We start from the raw sequence: 23,083 nt of genomic DNA on the forward strand, positions 1-23,083 counted from the left end.
GGGTTCCTTCACGACAACTTGGCACAATAATACTCAATTCTCAGCGTGACGTTGAAGATTGTGCAAGAAATGCGGAGGTTATCGGTGAAATGACCGTAGAGAGGTTAATCGTAGGCCTGATAAACGAAGCGCCATCAGGCAAGCAGGGGCAGATTGCCGGATGTCGGCTTTGCATTATCCGGCCGACGGAGGGTTAGTTCTCAGGCTGCACCCATGGCGTACCCAGCGCCGATCCTTGCACGCCGTGCTCATTAAGGTACTTATCCAGTTCGACCATCCCGGTCCAGCGGTTTTCACACCATAGCGGCGCCAACAGCGTTGGGCGGCGCGCGCTGGCGGAAATTCGATGATAAATCACCTCTGGCGGCGTATGACGGATCATCTCCCCGGCGATGACCGTATAGTCGTCCAGTTCAATTCCGCTCAGCCGCCCGGCCTCCCAGGCTTTCGCCATCGTACTGCCTTTCACAATATGCAGCGGGTGCAGCTTAATACCGTCAACGCCCGTCTCCACCACACGTTCCATGGTTTGCAGGCATTCTGTCTGCCCTTCTCCCGGCAGACCGACAATCAGGTGTGAGCACACTTTCAACCCGCGTTCGCGTGCCAGTCGCGTAGTGCGTTGGTAACAGGCAAAATCGTGGCCGCGGTTAATACGGTGCAAAGTTTTGTCATGCGCGGTTTGCAAACCGAGTTCCAGCCATACCTCATAGCCGAGGTCTTTATACTCGCAAAGCAGATCGAGTACCGCATCCGGCACACAGTCGGGGCGCGTCCCAACGCATAACCCGACGATACTGGCCTGGCTAACCGCCTGCTGATACATCGAACGCAGCACCTGCACTTCAGCAAAGGTGCTGGTATAGGCCTGGAAATAGGCCAGATAGCGTTTCGCACGATTGACCAGATGCGCCTGATGCTCAAGCTGCTCGGCAATAGAATGGTGCTGCTGCGCTTCATCGGCAAACGAGGCGACATTGCAGAAAGTACATCCGCCACGTCCGATAGTGCCATCTCGATTTGGGCAGCTAAAGCCGCCGTGAAGCGTGAGTTTATGAACCTTTTGCCCGTAACGGCGAGAAAGATCCCCACCAAACATATTGACTAATTTCTGTAACTGCATAATCTGGTAGACCGCGCCTTGAAAAGAGGCCAAAGCCTGCCATTTTTTGCCCCAGTCGGCGATGACCTGGATCAATCGCCCTGGCGTGCCTTTATTTATTGCATAACGAATCAAAATAATCGAAATTTCATTCATTCAAAATGAAATTACTTTTCCTTATATCCGACTGTTTTTTTTATCTTCTTATACTCTCAGCATAAAAACAGTATCTTTAAGACGCCAAAACTCTAAAAACCAGCATAAAATGCCAAGCATAGCGATAAATAAAGGGAGGACGGGGGATATACAGCCTTTCTGACAGTGAGACAGATCACACTTCGCACTCCATTCCCCTTGCGTTAAATCAATGTAAAAAAGCCTTAAATTTCAACATATTCATAAAGTTAATCGCCCTATAGCACATTTTTGCATAAATAAGATTGCCATTTGACCTGTGTGTGGATTCCCGATAACGTGGAAATCCGCTGGAAGCTTTCTGGATGAGCAGTCTGCTCATCATATTTATGCAGTAATTGAGATTCCCTCTGAAGCAAGTCCTCAAACTTGTTTGACCTATGCGAAAAGGATAAAGAGGGCGAATGCGAGGTAAGCGTATGACACGCAAACCCCGTCGCCATGCTCTTGGTGTGCCCGTGCGCAACGGTCCAGATGGGAATCCCGCAGAGCCTGGGGAGGTTCACTGATATGTTGTACGATAAATCCCTTGAGAGGGATAACTGTGGTTTCGGCCTGATCGCCCACATAGAAGGCGAACCTAGCCACAAGGTAGTGCGTACCGCCATACACGCACTGGCCCGCATGCAGCACCGTGGCGCAATTCTTGCCGATGGTAAAACCGGCGATGGTTGCGGTTTGCTGTTACAAAAACCTGACCGCTTTTTCCGCATCGTGGCGCAAGAGCGCGGCTGGCGTTTAGCTAAAAACTACGCCGTCGGCATGATCTTTTTAAATAAAGACGCTGAACTGGCTGCGGCTTCTCGTCGCATTGTCGAAGAAGAATTACAGCAGGAGACCCTGTCGATTGTCGGCTGGCGCGACGTGCCGACCAACGAAGGTGTTCTCGGTGAAATCGCCCTCTCCTCCCTGCCTCGAATCGAGCAAATTTTTGTCAACGCCCCTGCGGGCTGGCGTCCGCGTGATATGGAGCGTCGCCTGTTCATCGCGCGCCGTCGTATCGAAAAACGCCTCCAGGACGATAAAGACTTCTACGTCTGTAGCTTGTCGAACCTGGTCAATATCTATAAAGGTCTGTGTATGCCGGCGGATCTGCCGCGCTTTTACCTGGACCTGGCGGATCTGCGTCTGGAATCGGCCATCTGCCTGTTCCACCAGCGCTTCTCCACTAATACCGTACCGCGCTGGCCGCTGGCGCAACCGTTCCGCTACCTGGCGCATAACGGTGAAATTAACACCATCACCGGCAACCGCCAGTGGGCACGCGCACGTACCTATAAATTCCAGACACCGCTGATCCCTGACCTGCACGACGCCGCACCGTTCGTTAACGAAACCGGCTCCGACTCCAGCTCAATGGATAACATGCTGGAACTGCTGCTGGCTGGCGGGATGGACATTATCCGCGCCATGCGTTTACTGGTGCCGCCGGCCTGGCAGAACAACCCGGATATGGACCCGGAGCTGCGCGCGTTCTTTGACTTTAACTCGATGCACATGGAGCCGTGGGATGGCCCGGCGGGTATTGTTATGTCCGACGGCCGCTTTGCCGCCTGTAACCTCGACCGTAACGGCCTGCGTCCGGCGCGCTACGTCATCACCAAAGACAAGCTGATTACCTGCGCCTCTGAAGTTGGTATCTGGGATTATCAGCCGGATGAAGTCGTCGAGAAAGGTCGCGTCGGCCCTGGCGAGCTGATGGTTATCGATACCCGCAGCGGGCGCATTCTGCACTCCGCCGAAACCGATGACGATCTGAAAAGCCGCCATCCGTACAAAGAGTGGATGGAGAAAAACGTTCGCCGTCTGGTGCCGTTCGAAGATCTGGCTGACGATCAGGTCGGCAGCCGCGAACTGGACGATGACACCCTCGCCAGCTATCAGAAACAGTTTAACTACAGCGCCGAAGAGCTGGACTCCGTGATCCGCGTGCTCGGTGAAAACGGTCAGGAAGCGGTCGGTTCAATGGGTGATGATACCCCGTTTGCCGTGCTCTCCAGCCAGCCTCGCATCATTTATGATTACTTCCGCCAGCAGTTCGCGCAGGTGACTAACCCGCCGATCGACCCGCTGCGTGAAGCGCACGTTATGTCGCTGGCCACCAGCATCGGTCGTGAGATGAACGTCTTCTGCGAAGCCGAAGGTCAGGCACACCGCCTGAGCTTTAAATCGCCGATCCTGCTGTACTCCGATTTCACCCAGCTCACCACCATGAAAGAGGAGCATTATCGCGCTGACCGCCTGGATATCACCTTCGACGTGACCGAAACCACGCTCGAAGAGACCGTCAAAGCATTGTGCGATAAAGCCGAACAGATGGTGCGTAACGGTACAGTGCTGCTGGTGCTCTCTGACCGTAACATCGCGAAAAACCGTTTGCCGGTTCCGGCACCGATGGCCGTGGGCGCAGTGCAAACGCGTCTGGTAGAACAAAGTCTACGTTGCGACGCCAACATCATCGTTGAAACCGCCAGCGCCCGTGACCCGCACCATTTTGCTGTCCTGCTCGGCTTTGGCGCGACGGCCATTTATCCGTATCTTGCGTATGAAACGCTGGGACGATTGATCGACACTCAGGCGATTGCCAAAGATTACCGGACCGTGATGCTGAACTACCGTAACGGCATCAACAAAGGTCTGTACAAAATCATGTCCAAAATGGGCATCTCGACCATCGCCTCTTACCGCTGCTCGAAGCTGTTTGAAGCGGTTGGTCTGCATGATGATGTCGTGGCGCTGTGCTTCCAGGGCGTAGTCAGCCGCATCAACGGCGCAGGGTTTACCGACTTCCAGCAGGATCTGCTGAACCTCTCCAAACATGCATGGCTGGCACGTAAGCCTATCAGTCAGGGCGGTTTGCTCAAATACGTCCACGGCGGCGAATACCATGCCTACAACCCGGACGTGGTGCGCACGCTGCAACAGGCGGTACAAAGCGGTGAGTACAGCGACTATCAGGAATATGCCAAGCTGGTCAATGAGCGTCCGGCGGCCACGCTGCGCGATCTGCTGGCGATCACGCCTGGCGACGAAGCCGTAAGCATTAGCGAAGTAGAACCCGCAACCGAACTGTTTAAACGCTTTGATACCGCGGCGATGTCCATCGGTGCATTAAGCCCCGAAGCACACGAAGCGCTGGCCGAAGCCATGAACAGCATCGGTGGCAACTCGAACTCCGGTGAAGGCGGCGAAGACCCGGCGCGCTACGGTACTAACAAGGTGTCGCGCATTAAGCAGGTTGCCTCCGGTCGCTTTGGCGTAACCCCGGCGTATCTGGTCAATGCCGATGTCATTCAGATTAAAGTCGCTCAGGGCGCGAAGCCTGGCGAAGGCGGTCAGTTACCGGGTGATAAAGTCACCCCGTACATCGCTAAACTGCGCTATTCGGTACCGGGCGTGACGTTGATCTCCCCGCCGCCACACCACGATATCTACTCTATCGAGGACTTAGCGCAGCTGATTTTCGACCTCAAACAGGTCAACCCGAAAGCGATGATCTCGGTGAAGCTGGTTTCCGAACCGGGCGTTGGTACCATCGCCACGGGCGTGGCGAAAGCCTATGCGGACCTGATCACCATTGCTGGCTACGATGGCGGTACTGGCGCAAGCCCGCTCTCCTCGGTGAAATACGCGGGCTGCCCGTGGGAACTGGGTCTGGTGGAAACCCAGCAGGCGCTGGTTGCTAACGGCCTGCGCCACAAGATTCGTCTGCAGGTCGATGGTGGTCTGAAAACCGGTGTCGATATCATTAAAGCGGCGATTCTGGGTGCGGAAAGCTTCGGCTTCGGTACCGGTCCAATGGTGGCGCTGGGCTGTAAATACCTGCGTATTTGCCACCTGAACAACTGCGCAACCGGCGTGGCGACTCAGGATGACAAACTGCGTAAGAACCACTATCACGGCCTGCCGTTCAAAGTGACTAACTACTTTGAATTTATCGCCCGCGAAGTCCGTGAGCTGATGGCGCAACTGGGTGTGAAGCGTCTGGTGGATCTGATTGGTCGTACCGACCTGCTCAAAGAGCTGGAAGGGTTTACCGCTAAGCAACAGAAACTGGAACTGTCTCGTCTGCTGGAAACCGCCGAACCGCATCCGGGTAAAGCGCTGCATTGCACCGAGAACAACCCGCCGTTTGATAACGGCGTGCTGAACGCTCAGTTGTTACAGCAAGCGAAACCGTTTGTCGACGAGCGCCAGAGCAAAACCTTCTGGTTCGATATCCGCAACACCGACCGTTCTGTTGGCGCGTCGCTGTCGGGCTATATCGCGCAAACACATGGCGATCAGGGGCTGGCGTCTGACCCAATCAAAGCGCACTTCAGCGGTACCGCAGGCCAGAGCTTCGGCGTGTGGAACGCGGGCGGCGTGGAGTTGTATCTGACCGGTGATGCCAACGACTATGTCGGTAAAGGTATGGCGGGCGGTCTGCTGGCAGTGCGTCCTCCGGTTGGCTCTGCTTTCCGTAGCCATGAGGCGAGCATCATTGGTAACACCTGTCTGTACGGCGCCACCGGTGGCCGCCTGTTTGCCGCGGGTCGTGCGGGTGAGCGCTTTGCAGTACGTAACTCCGGCGCAATCACCGTGGTTGAAGGTATTGGCGACAACGGCTGCGAATATATGACCGGCGGCATCGTCTGTATTCTCGGAAAAACGGGCGTCAACTTCGGAGCGGGTATGACGGGCGGATTTGCCTACGTGCTCGACGAAGACGGTGAGTTCCGCAAACGCGTGAACCCGGAACTGGTAGAAGTGCTGAGCGTGGACTCGCTGGCTATCCACGAGGAACACCTGCGCGGTTTGATTACCGAGCACGTACAGCATACCGGCTCTTCACACGGCGAAGAGATCCTGGCTAACTGGCCAGCATTCTCGGCGAAATTCGCGCTGGTAAAACCAAAATCCAGTGATGTGAAAGCACTGTTGGGTCACCGTAGTCGTAGCGCAGCAGAGCTGCGTGTGCAGGCGCAGTAAGGGGTAGCAGCAATGAGTCAGAACGTATACCAATTTATCGACCTGCAGCGCGTTGATCCGCCTAAGAAGCCGCTGAAGATCCGTAAGATCGAGTTTATTGAGATCTACGAGCCGTTTTCCGAAGGCCAGGCCAAAGCACAGGCAGACCGTTGCCTGTCCTGCGGTAACCCGTACTGCGAGTGGAAGTGCCCGGTGCATAACTACATCCCGAACTGGCTGAAACTGGCGAACGAGGGGCGTATTTTTGAAGCAGCAGAACTGTCGCACCAGACCAACACCCTACCGGAAGTCTGTGGCCGCGTGTGCCCGCAGGATCGTCTGTGTGAAGGATCCTGTACGCTGAACGATGAGTTCGGCGCGGTGACTATCGGCAACATCGAGCGCTATATCAACGATAAAGCGTTCGAAATGGGCTGGCGTCCGGATATGACAGGCGTGCGTCAAACCGACAAGCGCGTGGCGATCATCGGTGCGGGTCCGGCAGGCCTGGCCTGTGCTGATGTGCTGACCCGTAACGGCGTGAAGGCGGTGGTCTTTGATCGTCACCCGGAAATCGGCGGTCTGCTGACCTTCGGTATTCCGGCTTTCAAGCTGGAGAAAGAGGTCATGACCCGTCGCCGTGAGATCTTCACCGGTATGGGCATTGAGTTCAAATTGAACGTGGAAGTGGGCCGCGATGTACAGCTTGACTCCCTGCTGAAAGATTATGACGCCGTGTTCCTTGGCGTAGGAACCTATCAGTCGATGCGCGGTGGTCTGGAAAACGAAGACGCTTCCGGTGTGTTTGATGCCCTGCCGTTCCTGATCGCCAATACCAAACAGTTGATGGGCTTTGGTGAAAGCAGCGACGAGCCGTACATCAGCATGGAAGGCAAACGCGTCGTCGTTCTCGGTGGCGGCGATACCGCGATGGACTGCGTGCGGACCTCGGTTCGCCAGAACGCAGCGCACGTTATCTGCGCTTATCGTCGTGACGAAGAAAACATGCCGGGTTCCAAACGCGAAGTGAAAAATGCGCGTGAAGAAGGCGTCGAATTCCAGTTCAACGTCCAGCCTTTAGGCGTGGAAGTGAACGCCAACGGTAAGGTATGCGGTGTGAAAATGGCGCGTACCGAAATGGGCGAACCGGATGCTAAAGGGCGTCGCCGCGCGGAGATCGTCGCCGGTTCCGAGCACGTTGTTCCGGCAGATGCGGTGGTACTGGCGTTTGGCTTCCGTCCGCACAGTATGGAGTGGCTGGCAAAACACAGCGTCGAACTGGATTCTCAGGGCCGCATTATTGCTCCTGAGCGCAGCGACAACGCCTTCCAGACCAGCAACCCGAAAATCTTCGCCGGTGGCGACATCGTGCGTGGTTCGGATCTGGTGGTTACCGCGATTGCCGAAGGTCGAAAAGCGGCGGACGGTATCCTGAACTACCTGGAAGTGTAATTCAGCCTCTTAAGGCATCTCATCTGCCCTGGTGGGTGAGATGCCAAATTCCTGCCGCAATACCGCCAAACCTGCCGATTAAGCCAGCCTGACAACACGTTTTGTACACAGGGCAAATAACCTTAACACCCGAAACACATCAACATCATGAATAATAACCATGTAAAAAACAGACGAAAACGTTTGCTTTACGTTGAGAACTGTATATTATGCGGCGGATTTTTTGGGCAAAATTCATGGAGGCGTTGTGTCGCAAGATAACAATTATAGCCAGGGCCCCGTCCCTCTGGCGGCGCGAAAAGGCGTAGTTCCACTAACGTTTGTCATGTTGGGACTCACATTCTTTTCCGCCAGTATGTGGACCGGTGGCACACTCGGTACTGGTCTTTCTTATAATGATTTCTTTCTGGCAGTTCTCTTCGGTAATCTTCTCCTCGGTATTTACACTGCATTTCTCGGTTTTATCGGCGCAAAAACAGGGCTCTCAACCCACCTTCTGGCGCGTTACTCATTTGGTGTGAAAGGTTCATGGCTTCCCTCTCTGCTGCTAGGCGGTACACAGGTAGGCTGGTTTGGCGTCGGTGTGGCCATGTTTGCTATCCCGGTGGGTAAAGCGACAGGGATTGACGTTAATATCCTGATTGCGGTTTCCGGGCTGTTGATGACCCTAACCATCTTTTTTGGCATCTCGGCACTGACCGTTTTGTCTATCATCGCCGTACCTGCCATCGTCATTCTTGGCAGCTACTCTGTCTGGCTGGCGGTAAGCGATGTCGGCGGTTTGGAGCATTTAAAAGCGATAGTGCCGCAAACGCCGCTGGATTTCTCCACCGCACTGGCGCTGGTAGTCGGCTCGTTTGTCAGCGCAGGAACGTTAACCGCTGACTTCGTCCGTTTTGGCCGCAACGCCAAAGGCGCGGTGCTGATCGCCATGGTGGCGTTTTTCCTTGGTAACTCCTTGATGTTCATCTTCGGCGCTGCGGGCGCGGCTGCGGTTGGACAGGCGGATATCTCTGACGTGATGATTGCCCAGGGACTGCTGCTGCCCGCAATCATCGTTCTCGGCCTGAATATCTGGACCACCAACGATAATGCGTTGTATGCATCGGGCCTGGGATTTGCCAATATTACCGGCCTTTCCAGCCGTACGCTGTCAGTGGCTAACGGTATTATCGGCACACTGTGCGCGCTATGGCTTTACAATAACTTTGTCGGCTGGCTGACATTTCTGTCGGCAGCGATTCCCCCGATTGGCGGGGTGATCATCGCCGACTATCTGCTGAACCATCGCCGATACGCCGACTTCAGCAAAGCGCAATTTATTTCCGTAAACTGGATAGCTATCCTGTCCGTTGCACTGGGCATTGCCGCAGGTCACTATATTCCCGGTATTGTGCCCGTCAACGCCGTACTCGGCGGCGTATTCAGCTATATCCTGCTGAATCCACTTTTCAATCGCAGCCTTGCTAAATCCCCGGAGGTCAGCCATGCAGAATAATAACATCACCATTCATCAGGCGCGTTTACAGGGACGTGAAGGGTTGTGGCAAATCACGATTGAAAACGGGCGCTTTAGCCGTATCGAGCCTCAAGACACTGCGACGTTACCACAGGGTGAAGTGCTTGATGCTGAAGGCGGTCTGGCTATCCCACCGTTCGTTGAACCACATATCCATCTGGACACTACGCAAACCGCGGGCGAGCCGAGCTGGAATCAGTCTGGTACGCTGTTTGAGGGCATTGAGCGCTGGGCCGAACGTAAGGCAATGCTCACTCACGAAGACGTTAAAGCGCGCGCCATGCAGACCCTGAAGTGGCAGATGGCCAACGGCATTCAATATGTTCGTACTCACGTTGACGTTTCCGACCCTACGTTGACGGCGCTAAAAGCCATGCTGGAGGTGAAGCAAGAAGTCGCTCCGTGGGTAGAGCTACAGATTGTCGCGTTCCCGCAAGAAGGCATTCTTTCTTATCCCAACGGTGAAGCGCTCCTGGAGGAAGCCGTGCGTCTGGGCGCCGACGTCATTGGCGCGATCCCGCACTTTGAATTCACGCGTGAATATGGCGTGGAGTCGCTGCATAAGATTTTCGCTCTGGCGCAAAAATACGACAGACTTATCGACGTGCACTGTGACGAAATCGATGATGAGCAATCCCGCTTTGTTGAAACCGTTGCGGCCCTGGCGCATCGCTACAATATGGGCGAACGCGTGACCGCCAGCCATACCACGGCAATGCATTCCTATAACGGCGCGTATGCTTCCCGTCTTTTCCGTCTGTTGAAAATGTCCGGTATTAACTTTGTCGCAAATCCACTGGTGAATATTCACTTGCAAGGGCGCTTCGACACGTACCCTAAGCGTCGTGGTGTTACGCGCGTCAAAGAGATGCTGGAGGCGGAGATCAACGTCTGCTTCGGTCATGATGACGTCTTCGATCCGTGGTACCCGCTGGGCACTGCGAATATGCTGCAGGTGCTGCATATGGGATTACACGTGTGCCAGTTGATGGGATACGGACAAATTAACGATGGGTTGAACCTGGTCACCACCCACAGCGCGAAAACCCTGCACCTGCAGGACTACGGTCTGAACGTGGGGAATTCTGCGAATCTGGTGATTTTGCCTGCAGAAAATGGGTTTGACGCGGTTCGTCGCCAGACGCCTGCCCGTTATTCCATTCGTCATGGTCGAGTCATTGCCGAGACGGTCCCAAGCCAAACCACACTGCATCTGACGCAGCCAGAAACGGTGACGTTTAAGCGCTAGGTCGTTACATTCCATGTCGGATGGCGTAAGCCTTGCCATCCGACACAGTCTCTCATTCTCAAGCTTGTAATAAACTGGCGCGGACTTTGATCACCACCTTTTTGATGTCCATCGGGGCCTGCACCACACAACCCGGTTTATGCGGCTCGCCCGGCATAAAAATCACAAATTTTCCCGGCTTCAGTACCATAGCCTGCTCATCGGCAATCTGACTGCACAGCTGATAATCATCCTCAACGTGCATCTCTTCGCAGTGACGAGCAGAATCGGTCATCCCAAACAGAATACGTTCTTCGCCGGACAACAGCATCTGAATATCAATGTACTGCTGATGCAGCTCCGCTTTCTTTTGCTCTGGGCTCTGCGTTGTAAATTGCATGACATTCATAAAAATATTCTCGCCCTGCAACGTGTAGCGCCCAGGCGTCTTCTCCTGCGGATTCGCCGCAATGGCAAGCGTTAACGCCTGCTGCAAGACCGGATGTAATCCGGCAGAAGGCAGTGAATTCAACGCATCTGATATCATCATCATTCTCCCTGGGCCAACAGCGCGGCCCCCAGTAATCCAGCATCATGACGGTAATGCGCCGCCAGCAATTCCACGTGATAGGCCAAAGGCTCTTTAGCCAGATAATGTTCCACCAGCGCCAGATACCCTTCAGCCAGCCCAACGCTGCCGCCAATCACCACAATCTGGCAATCGGTCGTGGCCTTCACATCGGCAACAAGCCTTGCCAATGTTCGCGCTGAGCGATGGATCAACCGACTTGCCTGCTCATCCCCCTGCCCGGCACAGCTAAAAATAGTTTTGGCGTCGCATCCGGCAAGCGCGCCTTCGGCTGCCGCCGCTATTCCACGACCGGATGCGATCGCCTCAACGCAGCCCACACGCCCGCAGCCGCACATGGGCCCATGCGGGTCAGCCAGCGTATGTCCCAGATGCCCAGCAAGACCGCCGATTCCGGTCAGCAGTTTCCCACCGCTGACGACTCCCCCGCCCACGCCAGTGGAGACGGTAATAAACACCAGATCGCGGTACTCACCACCAAGCGCATGGTACTCAGCCCACGCCGCTGCCTGTGCGTCATTGACGGCCAGCGTCGGCAGGTCGGTGATTTGTTCCAGCGTTTGTGTCAGCGGAAAATGCATCAACCCGCCGAGGTTATGCGAATTCAGCGCCAGCAAAGCCCCCTCACGGATAATCCCCGTCGAGGCGATCGCCACCCGATTAGCACGCCCCTGTAGCGGTGCAACCAGTGTTTGTAACGCAGCGCGCAGCGCTTGCGGCGTTTTACTGGCAGGCGTCGGCAGTTCATGCCGCTCGCGGACTTGCAGATTGTTCTCTACCAGCGCGGCAGCCAATTTGGTGCCGCCAATATCAATCGCCAGTGTGGTCATGGCGCAGCCTCATGCATCGTGGTGGCGCTCTGTAGCTCGAAGAACGACATATTTCTTCCCTTACGGCTATTGCCCGGTTCAGCACCGGGCAATTGGATTAACTTTTGGATTTCACCATGGTGCTTTTGTCACCGCCGAACGGCACGGCACCGCTAAACGGTCGACCATCAATGGCATCATGCGTACGCAACGCTTCAGGACGCAGCCAGCGCTGTACACGGGACGGCATATCAAGACCAATCAGCAGGATCACTACAAATGTCAGGCCGAAAGAGAGCGATCCCAGCGCGGTACCCAGATCAAGACGTTGGGCAATCAGCGCGCCGATGATCGGTGCCAAAGCCCCGCCCAGTGCGCCCACGTTATAGGTGAAGCCCAATCCCGCCGCACGCTGATCGGTATCGAAATAGCCGCCAATCAGTTTTGGTAAGATCCCGGAGATCCCCTGGCCGAGCATTTGTTGGAAAAACAGCAGCAAACCCAGTACCCAAACGTTTGAACCGCCTATCGCAAATACCGGAATAATCAGCAACTGCGAGGCCAGCAGACTGCAGACATAGGCTTTACGCGTGCCCAGCCAGTCACCAAGAAAACCGCCGACGCAACAACCAACCGCCGCACCAAAGCCGCTAAAGAAGAGCACTCTGGCCACCGTGGAAGGATCGTACAGCAGTTCCGTTTTCAGATAGGTTGGCAACAGCGCCTGAATCGGCCACGAGTACAGGAAGGCAAATAGCACGACCACCATCAGCATCACGCCCGTCGGCCAGCGTTTCCCGCTGCTTTGCACCATAAAGCTAATGAAGATAAAGGCGCATATCAGTCCCAGGACCGCCACGATAGCCGCATTTTGCAGGTTGCCAGCAAAGCAGAACCACAGCGCGGTTGCAGCGGCGAGCGTCATCAGAATATTAATGACCCGATGCTCGCCCCGGTAGAGAATATCCACCATCGTGCGCACCGGCGCTTTGCCTTCGTGTTTCTCTTTCCAGTCTTCCGCTTCCGGAATATTTTTACGCAGCCAGAGGGCGAAGATAATCGGCAGAATGCCGATAAAGAACAGCGCACGCCATCCCCAGACCGGGACCACCAGGCTGTAGACCTGGGCGGCGATCACGGCACCAACGGAAAAGCCGGAAATCAGGAAACCACTGGCTTTGTTTCGCAGGTGTTTAGGCCAGCTTTCAATAACATAGGTTGCGCTGGAGCCGTACTCCCCCGCCATTCCCATACCGATAACCAGGCGGGCGATAAACATTGTGGTGTAGCCCGGCGCGAAGCCGCAGGCCAGCGTCCCCACGGAGAACAGGATGATGCTGGTGACCATTGCCAGGCGGCGTCCGTAGCGGTCGCCCATTGCCCCCAGCATTAACCCACCAAACCAACGGGAGATAAAGGCGGCCGAGATCAGGCTGGCGGCCTGCACCGTCGTCAGTCCGAATTCGCCCTGCACTTCTGTCAGCACCAGGGCGATTAACACAAAATCGAAACCATCAAGCAAATATCCCAGCCAGGCGGCGGAAAATGCCCGCCATTGTGCCCGATTGAGATGGCGATACCACGGGATGCTCTGGGTAGAAGTACTCATTTTACTCTCCCGACGATTTTTGTTGTTGTGCTGGGTGGTGGCTTTGCCTTACCCGGCCTACGGTCGAAAAATCCAGGCCGGGCAAGCGAAGCGCCCCCGGCGACCCGCGATTACGCCTTTTCCGCCAGCAGTTGGTTTGCCAGCGCTTTCAGTTCCGGCAGATAGCGTTCATCTACCGGAGCAAAGGGTTTACGGCACAGTGGAACAGAAACCACATCCATATAGTGCAGCACTGTTTTCAGGCCGCGGAACACGCCAACCTTAATAAGCAGATCGATAACCTTATTGCACTCGGTTTGCAGCTTTTGCGCCGTGCGGATGTCACCTTCTTTGAGCGCTTTCACAATTCCCTGATAACGCCATCCCATGATGTTGTAAGTGCTACCGATACCGCCATCTGCGCCCGCGAGCAGTCCGGAAGCGAAGATTTCGTCATAGCCGTTATAAAGCACCAGAGCGGGATGAGCGCGGCGGATCTGTTCCATCTGATAGAGATCGCCTGAAGTTTGCTTCAGAGCACCAACGCCCGGCAGCGTCACCAGCGTGTTGATCTGATCCAGCGTCAGTTTTACGCCGCTCAGCGCCGGAATGTTATAGACCACCATCGGTAAACCATCAGCGGAATCAATAATTGCGCGGTAGTGATCGCAATGTTCTTCAAAGCTGAACGGATAGTAAAACGGTGTAACGGCCGAAACGGCATCAAAGCCGTAACGATGTGCCGCGCTCGCCAGCTGTTGGCTCTCTTCAGTACTCACCGTGCCAACGTGGGCGATCAGCGTCACCTTACCTTTCGCCTCTTCGGCAACAATTTCCAGTACCTGCTCTCTTTCAACGCGGTTTTGGACAAAGGCCTCACCCGTTGAGCCACCGACATAGAGCCCGTCTACACCCTGACCAATGTTGAAACGCACCAGGCGGCGCAAACTCTCGATGTCCAGTCTCTGTTGGTTATCGAATGGGGTTAACAACGCTGGCATTACGCCTTTTAAATCTCTTGCCATAACGACCTCTGACGATGATTAGTGTTATCTGACTGCATACCTTTATACCTGTTATACCAGATCAAATAAGCAGCAATACAATAGAGAACGCTTATAGTGCGATCTACCTCACTAAACACGTCATCCTTCGAGCCGCCTCTGCGTTAGCTGCGTTCGCTCACCCCTGTCACATAGTTATCTATGCTCCAGGGAACTCGCTCTCTTGCCGCCTTGATGCAACTAGAATGATTTTGTGTTTAAACGATCGTCAGGATCGCGATCACTTACGCGATTTTTTACTTTTGCTGAAGGCGTGCCAGGTCGCGGAAACGCTGTTGAGGTGTTCTTGCAGTGCGCGGTCTGCTTCTTCAGGATCGCGCTGGCGAATTGCGTCAACAATAGCGATATGCTGCTGATAACTCACGTTATTGTGCTCATACAACTCTTGATCGGCAACGGTCGGACGGGCGGCAATCAGCCAGTCTAACAGCGCAACATGGATCGCCATAAAGATGGGGTTGCCCGGGATCTCCGCCAGGACGCGGTGAAAATCAACGTCCGAGCGGATGAACAACGTATTGTCATCGAGCGACTGGCTGTTGATCTCCAGCGCTTTCGCCAGTCTGGCGATTTGCTCATCTGTCGCATGTTCGGCGGCGTATCGTACCAGGCTGGATTCAAAGAACAGTCGCAACTGCTCGAAGTGGGCAATGCCGCCGGGATGTGCGAGGAAATCTTTCGCCATACCAGACAGCTCGCTGATGATGGTATCTGCTGAAGGACGCGAAACGCGGGCGCGCTCGCCGTTGTTGATTTGTACCAGACCTTTGCGTTTTAACGCGGCCAGCGCTTCTCGTACAGAAGGACGGCCCACGTTAAAGAAGGCCATCAGCTCCCGCTCAGACGGCAACTGTTCGCCCTCGCCAAATTCCCGACGACGAATCATCTGCTCCAGTTCTTCTTCAACCATTTCAGACAGTTTTTTACGCGCCAACGGGCGATTGCGTAAGCTACGGCCAATGGTGGATGGAGAGTCTTCAGCTTGCGAATCAAATGCGTTCATAGGGTCCATTCAGCTAAGTCGTGGTGACAAACAACAGCGGGTTTATCCTAACACAGGATCGAAAGCAGGGTGAAATGATGGACGATCTGATCCGGCTGGCTTATTGATAATATACGTAACAGCAATATTATTTTAAGCGAGTACCTTCCGCCTCTTTTTTATTAAATAGAGCTATATCCTCTTCATGAAATTTATGAACATTAACGTGATAAATTATCATAACCATCTATTTTATAACGACAAATAATTTAAACATCGGATTAAAAATAAGATATTCACTCCATAAAAAATGCCCGAAAAAATATAACATCCGTTTTGACAACAGCGTTATTACCGGATTTATCTTCTTCTCTGGCATGGAGTGAAACAATGTTCGGCATCATTATCTCTGTCATCGTTTTATTAACGATGGGTTACCTGATCCTCAAAAACTACAAACCGCAGGTCGTGCTGGCCGCCGCCGGGATCTTCCTGATGATCTGCGGCGTCTGGCTGGGCTACGGCGCGTTGGTCGCTGACGACAAAAGCAGTGGCTATCTACTGGTCGATATTTACAACGAAATTTTGCGTATGCTCTCCAACCGTGCGGCCGGACTGGGGTTATCAATCATGGCGGTGGGCGGTTATGCCCGTTATATGGACAGAATGGGGGCCAGCAGAGCGATGGTTAGCCTGTTAAGTCGCCCGCTCAAGCTAATCCGTTCCCCCTATGTAGTTCTTGCCGCCACCTATGTGATTGGTCAGATCATGGCGCAGTTCATTACCAGCGCATCCGGGTTAGGTATGTTGCTGATGGTGACGCTGTTCCCAACACTGGTTAGTCTTGGCGTGAGCCGTTTATCCGCTGTTGCGGTCATTGCCACTTCGATGTCGATTGAATGGGGCATTCTGGAAACCAACTCTATTTTTGCCGCGCAGGTCGCGGGCATGAAAATCGCCACCTATTTCTTTCAATACCAGTTGCCCGTCGCGTCGTGTGTCATTGTCGCCGTCGCCATTGCGCATTTTTTCGTTCAGCGTCAATTTGATAAAAAAGCCGCACCGGAAAGTAACGGATTTGCGGAACAAAAGACGCTGGAAAACGTACCTCCGCTCTATTACGCCATTCTACCTGTCATGCCGCTGATCCTGATGCTGGGCTCGCTTGCCCTTGCACAAATGGGACTAATGAAAGCAGAGTTGAATCTGGTGGTGGTGATGTTGATGAGCATGACGCTGACTATGTTTGTTGAATTCCTGCATAAACATAATCTGCGCGAAACGATGGATGATGTGCAGGCTTTTTTTGACGGCATGGGGACGCAGTTTGCCAACGTTGTCACGCTGGTGGTCGCCGGTGAAATCTTTGCGAAAGGGTTGACGACTATCGGGACTGTCGACGCCGTCATAAAAGGCGCAGAGCATTCCGGTCTTGGCGGCATCGGCGTGATGATCATCATGGCTGTAGTCATTGCCGCCTGTGCGATCGTCATGGGGTCAGGCAACGCGCCGTTTATGTCTTTTGCCAGCCTCATTCCGGATATTGCCGCCGGGCTGCATATTCCTGCCGTAGTAATGATTATGCCGATGCATTTTGCCACTACGCTGGCCCGGGCGGTGTCACCCATTACCGCGGTCATTGTCGTGACATCGGGTATTGCCGGCGTATCGCCCTTTGAAGTGGTAAAACGTACAGCAATCCCGATGGCAGTAGGATTTGTGGTGAATATGGTAGCCACCATCGCGCTGTTTTATTGATGCCAAAGCCAGAAAACAGAACAGGCCCCAAAGGGCCTGTTTTTTATTTCACTATTTATTTCACTACGCGCAGCGCTGGACGCCCACCGCGAGGCGGTGGCGGAGTATCATCCGGATCGTTGTCGTCGCCATTGTCAGGCTTATCGCCATCAATGACCGACATGACCGTTTCACTCTCAAAACCAGACGCGTCGTTGTCGTCATCATTTAAGCTGGCAACATCTTCGTCGTAGGCGGCTTCCGGTTCGAACATCGTACCGGCGCCATTTTCACGTGCATAAATTGCCAGAACGGCAGCCAACGGCACAGACACCTGACGCGGCACACCACCGAAGCGCGCGTTAAAGCGCACTTCATCGTTAGCCAGTTCCAGGTTGCCCACCGCACGCGGTGCAATATTCAGAACAATTTGCCCGTCACGCGCATATTCCATTGGAACCTGCACGTCCTGGAGCGTCACATCCACCACCAGATGCGGCGTGAGCTGGTTGTCCAGCAACCACTCATAGAACGCGCGCAGCAGATACGGACGGCGTGGTGTTAGCTGTGGCAAATCCATACAGATTAACCCCGGCCCAGACGCATTTCACGTTCAGGCTCAGTCAGAGAAGCCAGGAAAGAGTCACGTTCGAAGACGCGAGTCATGTACCCTTTCAGTTCTTTCGAACCTGCGCCGTTGAATTCAATGCCCAGCTGCGGTAAACGCCACAGCAGCGGCGCCAGGTAGCAGTCTACCAGGCTGAACTCATCGCTCAGGAAGTAAGGTTTCTGGCCAAATACTGGCGCAATTGCCAGCAGTTCTTCGCGCAGACGCTTACGCGCGACTTCGGCTTCAGATGCAGAACCGTTCACGATGACGTTCATCAGCGTGTACCAGTCTTTTTCAATACGCTGCATGTACAGGCGGCTTTCACCACGCGCAACCGGGTAAACCGGCATCAGCGGCGGATGCGGGAAGCGCTCATCCAGGTATTCCATAATGATGCGAGATTCCCACAGGGTCAGCTCACGATCCACCAGTGTCGGTACGCTCTGATTCGGGTTGAGGTCGATCAGATCCTGAGGTGGATTGTCCTTCTCCACATGCTCAATCTCGAAACTAACACCTTTCTCAGCCAGCACAATGCGGACCTGATGGCTATAGATGTCAGTAGGACCAGAAAACAGCGTCATTACCGAACGTTTGTTGGCAGCGACAGCCATGAAAACCTCCAGGTATATTCAGAATTTTTACTGCTACCAGCCACTCAGTGGCCAGCCAGAAGTGATGTCACCCAGGCTCGGGAAAGTCATTGCTGTTCAAAATACAAACAAAAAATGAACGATACCGGACATTTGGGCAGAAAATTGGATGATAGTTTACCAGATTTTGTGACCTTTGTGGTGAGTCGATTCTTGAAATGGGGAAAAAGAGGTGGCAATCAGCGGATTAGCGTGGATCTGAGGCGAGAAATAACGATAAAAAAACCCGCCGAAGCGGGTTTTTTCGCAAATTGTCGTCTGCCGAAGCAGAGTACAATTAACGTTTGGAGAACTGAGGACGACGACGTGCTTTACGCAGACCGACTTTCTTACGTTCAACCTGACGAGCATCACGAGTAACGAAGCCAGCTTTACGCAGTTCGCCACGCAGGGATTCGTCGTACTCCATCAGAGCGCGGGTGATACCGTGACGGATCGCACCAGCCTGACCAGAGATACCACCACCTTTAACAGTGATGTACAGATCCAGTTTCTCAACCATGTCGACCAGTTCCAGCGGCTGACGAACTACCATGCGGGCAGTTTCACGACCGAAGTACTGTTCCAGAGAACGTTGGTTGATTACGATTTTACCACTGCCCGGTTTGATGAAAACGCGAGCTGCGGAACTTTTGCGGCGACCAGTGCCGTAGTATTGATTTTCAGCCATTGCCTATAATCCCGATTAGATGTCAAGAACTTGCGGTTGCTGTGCCGCGTGGTTGTGCTCGTTGCCAGCGTAAACTTTCAGTTTACGGAACATAGCACGACCCAGCGGGCCTTTTGGCAGCATGCCTTTAACCGCGATTTCAAGCACACGCTCAGGACGGCGAGCAATCATCTCTTCAAAGGTCGCTTGTTTGATACCACCGATGTGGCCGGTGTGGTGATAGTACACTTTGTCAGTACGCTTGTTGCCGGTTACAGCAACTTTGTCAGCGTTCAGAACGATGATGTAATCACCGGTATCTACGTGCGGAGTATATTCCGCTTTGTGCTTACCGCGCAGGCGCAGAGCCAGTTCGGAAGCCAGACGGCCCAGAGTTTTACCGGTCGCGTCAACAACATACCAGTCGCGTTTTACGGTTTCTGGTTTAGCTGTAAAAGTTTTCATTAAAAGCTTACCCAAATAAATAAGTTACACGTTGGTGAACACCCAAACGTTTTGTCAGTTGAGGTTCACACGACATTGTCCAGCAAACCTACCCCTTCGAATAGCCTATGCCGGCGCATAGAAAGTTTTGGGAAAAAAACTCTCTCGTAACGTGGGGTCGCAAGATTATAGAGAAGTCAGGGTCAAAGATCGACCCCTTTATGTGATTTGCGGCAGGTTTAACCGGCTAAATGTTCCCGCTTCAGATACTCTTCGCTTTGCATCTCCTGCAAACGCGACAAACAGCGCTGAAATTCAAACTTCAAACGCTCGCCCTGATAAATTTCATAGAGGGGTGATGCCGCACTGACCACCAGCTTGACGTGGCGTTCGTAGAACTCATCCACCAGTGCGATAAAGCGCCGCGCTTCACTCTCCATCAGCGGGGTCATGACCGGCACATCAGACAACAGCACCGTGTGAAACAGACGCGACAACGCAATGTAGTCATGCTGACTCCGGGCATCGACACAGAGCGTGGTAAACGACACCGCCAGCGTCTGATTTTCTACAGCCAGGGTTTGCATAGGACGATGGTTAATCTCCAGCGTTGGCGCATGTTCACCTTTGGTTCCCGCTAATGCCAGCCAGAGCTTATCCATCTGCTGGCGGGTTTCCTCATTCAATGGCGACAACCACAAATGCGCCTGCGTTAAGGTACGCAGACGATAATCGACGCCGGCATCGACATTCATGATGTCACAATGCTGTTTGATGGCATCAATGGCAGGAAGAAAACGCGTGCGTTGCAAACCGTTGCGATATAGCTCATCTGGCGGAATATTGGAGGTCGCCACCAGCGTAATGCCACGGGCAAACAGCGCCTTCATCAGGCCGCCAAGCAGCATGGCGTCGGTGATATCAGAAACAAAAAATTCGTCGAAGCACAGCACGTCCGTTTCGGCCTTAAAGCGGTCGGCGATGATTTCCAGCGGATCGCTCTGCCCTTGTAAGGCAGTAAGCTCTTCATGCACGCGCAGCATAAAACGGTGAAAGTGCAAACGCTGTTTACGTTCGCCCGGCAGGCTATGGTAAAACAGATCCATCAGCCAGGTTTTTCCACGCCCAACTCCGCCCCACATATACAAGCCACGCACCGATGCGTTGATCGGCGACTCACGCTTGCCCAGCAATTTACCAAAACGCGCCATCAGTCCGCTCTCCTGCGGTGCAGGACGTGCTGGTGTCGTAAGCGCCTGGAAAATTGTTTCCAGTCGATTCACGGCTTCGAGTTGTACGTTGTCGGGCTGATGACTGCCGTCGCTGAGGGCTTGCTGGTAACGCGATGTCGGGGAAAGGCTTTGCATGATGTTATTGTTATTCCTTGAGAATCGATGTGCCGTCGCTCACGGTTGACGAAAAAAAGGCCGTTCTACATTACGTGATATAAACACGGGATTCCACTTCTACGGGATTAGCGGTTATAGTGGCATAATCAGGCGCAGGCATGGAGCCTAAAGCCAACACCCTACGGAAACACAAGACAACGGGAGATGTTCATGACCTGGGAATATGCGCTAATTGGGTTAGTCGTCGGTATCATTATTGGTGCTGTAGCCATGCGTTTTGGTAATCGTAAATTACGCCAACAGCAGGCATTGCAGTACGAACTGGAAAAAAATAAAGCTGAGCTGGAAGAGTACCGCGAAGAGCTGGTGAGCCACTTTGCCCGCAGCGCTGAATTGCTGGATAACATGGCGGACGATTATCGTCAGATTTACCAACACATGGCGAAAAGCTCCAGCAACCTGCTGCCGGGTATGTCGCCGGAAAACAACCCGTTCCGTAACCGTCTGGCAGAGTCTGAAGCAGGCAACGATCAGGCGCCGGTTCAGATGCCACGTGACTATTCTGAAGGGGCATCCGGCCTGCTGCGTAGCGGCGCAAAGCGCGACTAACCGCACATCGTTAAGAAATTTATTGGGCGCAGCAATTGCGCCCTCCGCTTCTCTTCCTGTCCCAGCTATTATTTAGTCGTTAGCCGCATTGTGACCTAACCGAAAATTCAATAACATCAACCTGTTTTGAATCATCTTCCGTTTACTCAAGGTACGAGAGCAGGATCCATGAAAAAACAAACCCAGCTGTTGAGTGCATTAGCGTTAAGTGTCGGGTTAACTCTCTCGGCGCCATTCCCGGCCATTGCGTCGATTCCCGGCCAGGTTCCCGGTCAGGCAGCGCTTCCAAGCCTCGCTCCGATGCTGGAGAAAGTGTTACCAGCAGTGGTGAGCGTAAGGGTCGAAGGCACCGCCACTCAGGGGCAGAAAGTCCCGGAAGAGTTCAAAAAGTTTTTTGGTGATGAACTTCCCGATCAACCTTCACAACCTTTTGAAGGGCTGGGTTCAGGGGTCATTATTGATGCCGCCAAAGGCTACGTCCTGACCAATAACCACGTCATTAACCAGGCGCAAAAAATCAGCGTTCAGCTTAATGATGGCCGTGAGTTCGACGCTAAGCTTATCGGCAGCGACGATCAGAGCGATATCGCACTGCTACAAATTCAGCACCCCAGCAACCTGACACAAATTGCCATTGCCGACTCCGACAAACTCCGCGTGGGTGATTTCGCGGTGGCTGTGGGTAACCCGTTCGGTTTGGGTCAAACGGCCACCTCCGGCATTGTATCGGCTTTGGGTCGCAGTGGATTGAATCTGGAAGGTCTTGAAAACTTTATTCAGACTGACGCTTCTATCAACCGCGGTAACTCCGGCGGCGCATTGCTTAACCTGAACGGTGAGCTGATCGGTATTAACACCGCGATTTTGGCCCCCGGCGGCGGCAGCATCGGGATTGGTTTTGCAATCCCGAGCAACATGGCGCGCACGCTGGCACAGCAGCTGATGCAGTTTGGTGAAATCAAACGCGGTCTGTTGGGCATCAAAGGCACCGAGATGACCTCCGATATCGCCAAAGCGTTCAAACTGGACGTACAGCGTGGGGCGTTTGTCAGTGAGGTTCTGCCTAACTCCGGCTCCGCAAAAGCGGGAGTGAAATCTGGTGACGTCATTACCAGCCTCAACGGTAAACCGCTCAACAGCTTCGCCGAACTGCGTTCACGCATTGCGACAACCGAACCTGGGACCAAGGTCAAACTGGGCCTGCTGCGTAACGGTAAACCGCTGGAGGTTGAAGTCACCCTCGATACCAGCACATCTTCGTCCGCCAGCGCAGAGATGATTGCGCCTGCGTTGCAAGGGGCCACGCTCAGCGACGGTCAGTTAAAAGACGGCACCAAAGGCATCAGAATTGATAACGTAGAAAAAAGCAGCCCTGCCGCACAGGCCGGCCTGCATAAAGATGACGTTATTATTGGCGTTAACCGCGATCGCATAAACTCGATCGCTGAAATGCGCAAAGTGCTGGAAGCGAAACCGTCGATCATCGCTCTGCAGGTGGTGCGCGGTAACGAGAGTATTTACCTGCTCCTGCGTTAACGCATGCAACCGGACATC

At 53.8% G+C, this 23,083-nt stretch carries 18 protein-coding genes; 7 read left to right on the forward strand and 11 right to left on the reverse strand.

The window, feature by feature from the left end; translation table 11 throughout:
- Positions 1-193 precede the first annotated feature (193 nt).
- A complete protein-coding gene (gene mnmL, locus OGY72_RS15360) occupies positions 194-1,123 on the reverse strand; it encodes a tRNA modification radical SAM protein MnmL/YtqA (RefSeq protein ID WP_286548230.1) in 930 nt (309 codons plus the stop codon).
- A 684-nt stretch (positions 1,124-1,807) separates the two neighbouring features.
- On the opposite strand from mnmL, the gene gltB reads away from it, so the two are divergent.
- The 4 genes from gltB to OGY72_RS15380 all read left to right on the forward strand — a co-directional run bounded on the left by gltB (position 1,808) and on the right by OGY72_RS15380 (position 10,467).
- Complete coding sequence (gene gltB / locus OGY72_RS15365; protein ID WP_286548188.1) at positions 1,808-6,268, forward strand: glutamate synthase large subunit; 4,461 nt, start codon at positions 1,808-1,810, stop codon at positions 6,266-6,268.
- 12 nt (positions 6,269-6,280) lie between these two features.
- Positions 6,281-7,699: a glutamate synthase small subunit gene (locus OGY72_RS15370; protein WP_149385003.1), complete on the forward strand. Its 1,419-nt coding sequence runs from the start codon at positions 6,281-6,283 to the stop codon at positions 7,697-7,699.
- Between the two features lie 247 nt (positions 7,700-7,946).
- Positions 7,947-9,197 (forward strand): cytosine permease, encoded by a 1,251-nt coding sequence (gene codB / locus OGY72_RS15375; RefSeq protein WP_149385004.1) that lies wholly within the window; start codon positions 7,947-7,949, stop codon positions 9,195-9,197.
- A complete protein-coding gene (locus OGY72_RS15380; RefSeq protein ID WP_079938252.1) occupies positions 9,187-10,467 on the forward strand; it encodes a cytosine deaminase in 1,281 nt (426 codons plus the stop codon). Before codB ends, OGY72_RS15380 begins: the two co-directional genes overlap by 11 nt.
- Positions 10,468-10,525: 58 nt before the next feature.
- On the opposite strand, the gene nanQ is transcribed toward OGY72_RS15380, so the two are convergent.
- The 5 genes from nanQ to nanR form a co-directional block, all read right to left on the reverse strand.
- On the reverse strand, positions 10,526-10,993 hold the full coding sequence (gene nanQ / locus OGY72_RS15385; RefSeq protein ID WP_003828788.1) for an N-acetylneuraminate anomerase: 468 nt from the start codon (positions 10,991-10,993) through the stop codon (positions 10,526-10,528).
- 2 nt (positions 10,994-10,995) lie between these two features.
- Positions 10,996-11,865, reverse strand: coding sequence for an N-acetylmannosamine kinase (gene nanK / locus OGY72_RS15390; RefSeq protein ID WP_148361419.1), 870 nt, complete (start codon positions 11,863-11,865; stop codon positions 10,996-10,998).
- A 97-nt stretch (positions 11,866-11,962) separates the two neighbouring features.
- Positions 11,963-13,453: a sialic acid transporter NanT gene (gene nanT / locus OGY72_RS15395; RefSeq protein WP_048215451.1), complete on the reverse strand. Its 1,491-nt coding sequence runs from the start codon at positions 13,451-13,453 to the stop codon at positions 11,963-11,965.
- Positions 13,454-13,563: 110 nt separating this feature from the next.
- Positions 13,564-14,457, reverse strand: coding sequence for an N-acetylneuraminate lyase (nanA, locus tag OGY72_RS15400; protein WP_286548195.1), 894 nt, complete (start codon positions 14,455-14,457; stop codon positions 13,564-13,566).
- Positions 14,458-14,716: 259 nt separating this feature from the next.
- Positions 14,717-15,508: a transcriptional regulator NanR gene (nanR, locus tag OGY72_RS15405; RefSeq protein WP_198579692.1), complete on the reverse strand. Its 792-nt coding sequence runs from the start codon at positions 15,506-15,508 to the stop codon at positions 14,717-14,719.
- Positions 15,509-15,868: 360 nt separating this feature from the next.
- Here nanR and dcuC point away from each other — a divergent pair, with 360 nt between their 5' ends.
- Complete coding sequence (gene dcuC, locus OGY72_RS15410) at positions 15,869-17,236, forward strand: anaerobic C4-dicarboxylate transporter DcuC (protein WP_003828798.1); 1,368 nt, start codon at positions 15,869-15,871, stop codon at positions 17,234-17,236.
- Positions 17,237-17,291: 55 nt separating this feature from the next.
- Here the strand turns inward: dcuC and sspB are convergent, their stop codons facing one another.
- The 5 genes from sspB to zapE form a co-directional block, all read right to left on the reverse strand.
- A complete protein-coding gene (gene sspB / locus OGY72_RS15415) occupies positions 17,292-17,795 on the reverse strand; it encodes a ClpXP protease specificity-enhancing factor (protein ID WP_003025130.1) in 504 nt (167 codons plus the stop codon).
- Positions 17,796-17,800: 5 nt separating this feature from the next.
- Entirely contained in the window at positions 17,801-18,439 is a 639-nt protein-coding gene (gene sspA / locus OGY72_RS15420) for a stringent starvation protein SspA (protein ID WP_003025132.1), read from the reverse strand.
- A 316-nt stretch (positions 18,440-18,755) separates the two neighbouring features.
- Positions 18,756-19,148, reverse strand: a complete 393-nt coding sequence (gene rpsI / locus OGY72_RS15425) for a 30S ribosomal protein S9 (RefSeq protein ID WP_003025138.1) — start codon at positions 19,146-19,148, stop codon at positions 18,756-18,758.
- Positions 19,149-19,163: 15 nt separating this feature from the next.
- Positions 19,164-19,592 carry a 50S ribosomal protein L13 gene (gene rplM, locus OGY72_RS15430; protein ID WP_003025141.1) on the reverse strand — a complete coding sequence of 143 codons (429 nt, stop codon included), beginning with the start codon at positions 19,590-19,592 and terminating at the stop codon, positions 19,164-19,166.
- Between the two features lie 218 nt (positions 19,593-19,810).
- Positions 19,811-20,938: a cell division protein ZapE gene (gene zapE, locus OGY72_RS15435; RefSeq protein WP_126317333.1), complete on the reverse strand. Its 1,128-nt coding sequence runs from the start codon at positions 20,936-20,938 to the stop codon at positions 19,811-19,813.
- 192 nt (positions 20,939-21,130) lie between these two features.
- Here zapE and zapG point away from each other — a divergent pair, with 192 nt between their 5' ends.
- Both zapG and degQ read left to right on the forward strand, forming a co-directional pair.
- Positions 21,131-21,529, forward strand: a complete 399-nt coding sequence (gene zapG, locus OGY72_RS15440) for a Z-ring associated protein ZapG (RefSeq protein WP_003025147.1) — start codon at positions 21,131-21,133, stop codon at positions 21,527-21,529.
- 168 nt (positions 21,530-21,697) lie between these two features.
- The gene (degQ, locus tag OGY72_RS15445) at positions 21,698-23,065 is read left to right on the forward strand and encodes a serine endoprotease DegQ (RefSeq protein ID WP_286548204.1); all 1,368 of its coding nucleotides are present in this window, start codon (positions 21,698-21,700) and stop codon (positions 23,063-23,065) included.
- Positions 23,066-23,083 lie beyond the last annotated feature (18 nt).

This window comes from Citrobacter sp. Cpo221 (assembly GCF_030332345.1).
GTDB classification, from domain to species: Bacteria; Pseudomonadota; Gammaproteobacteria; order Enterobacterales; family Enterobacteriaceae; genus Citrobacter; species Citrobacter portucalensis.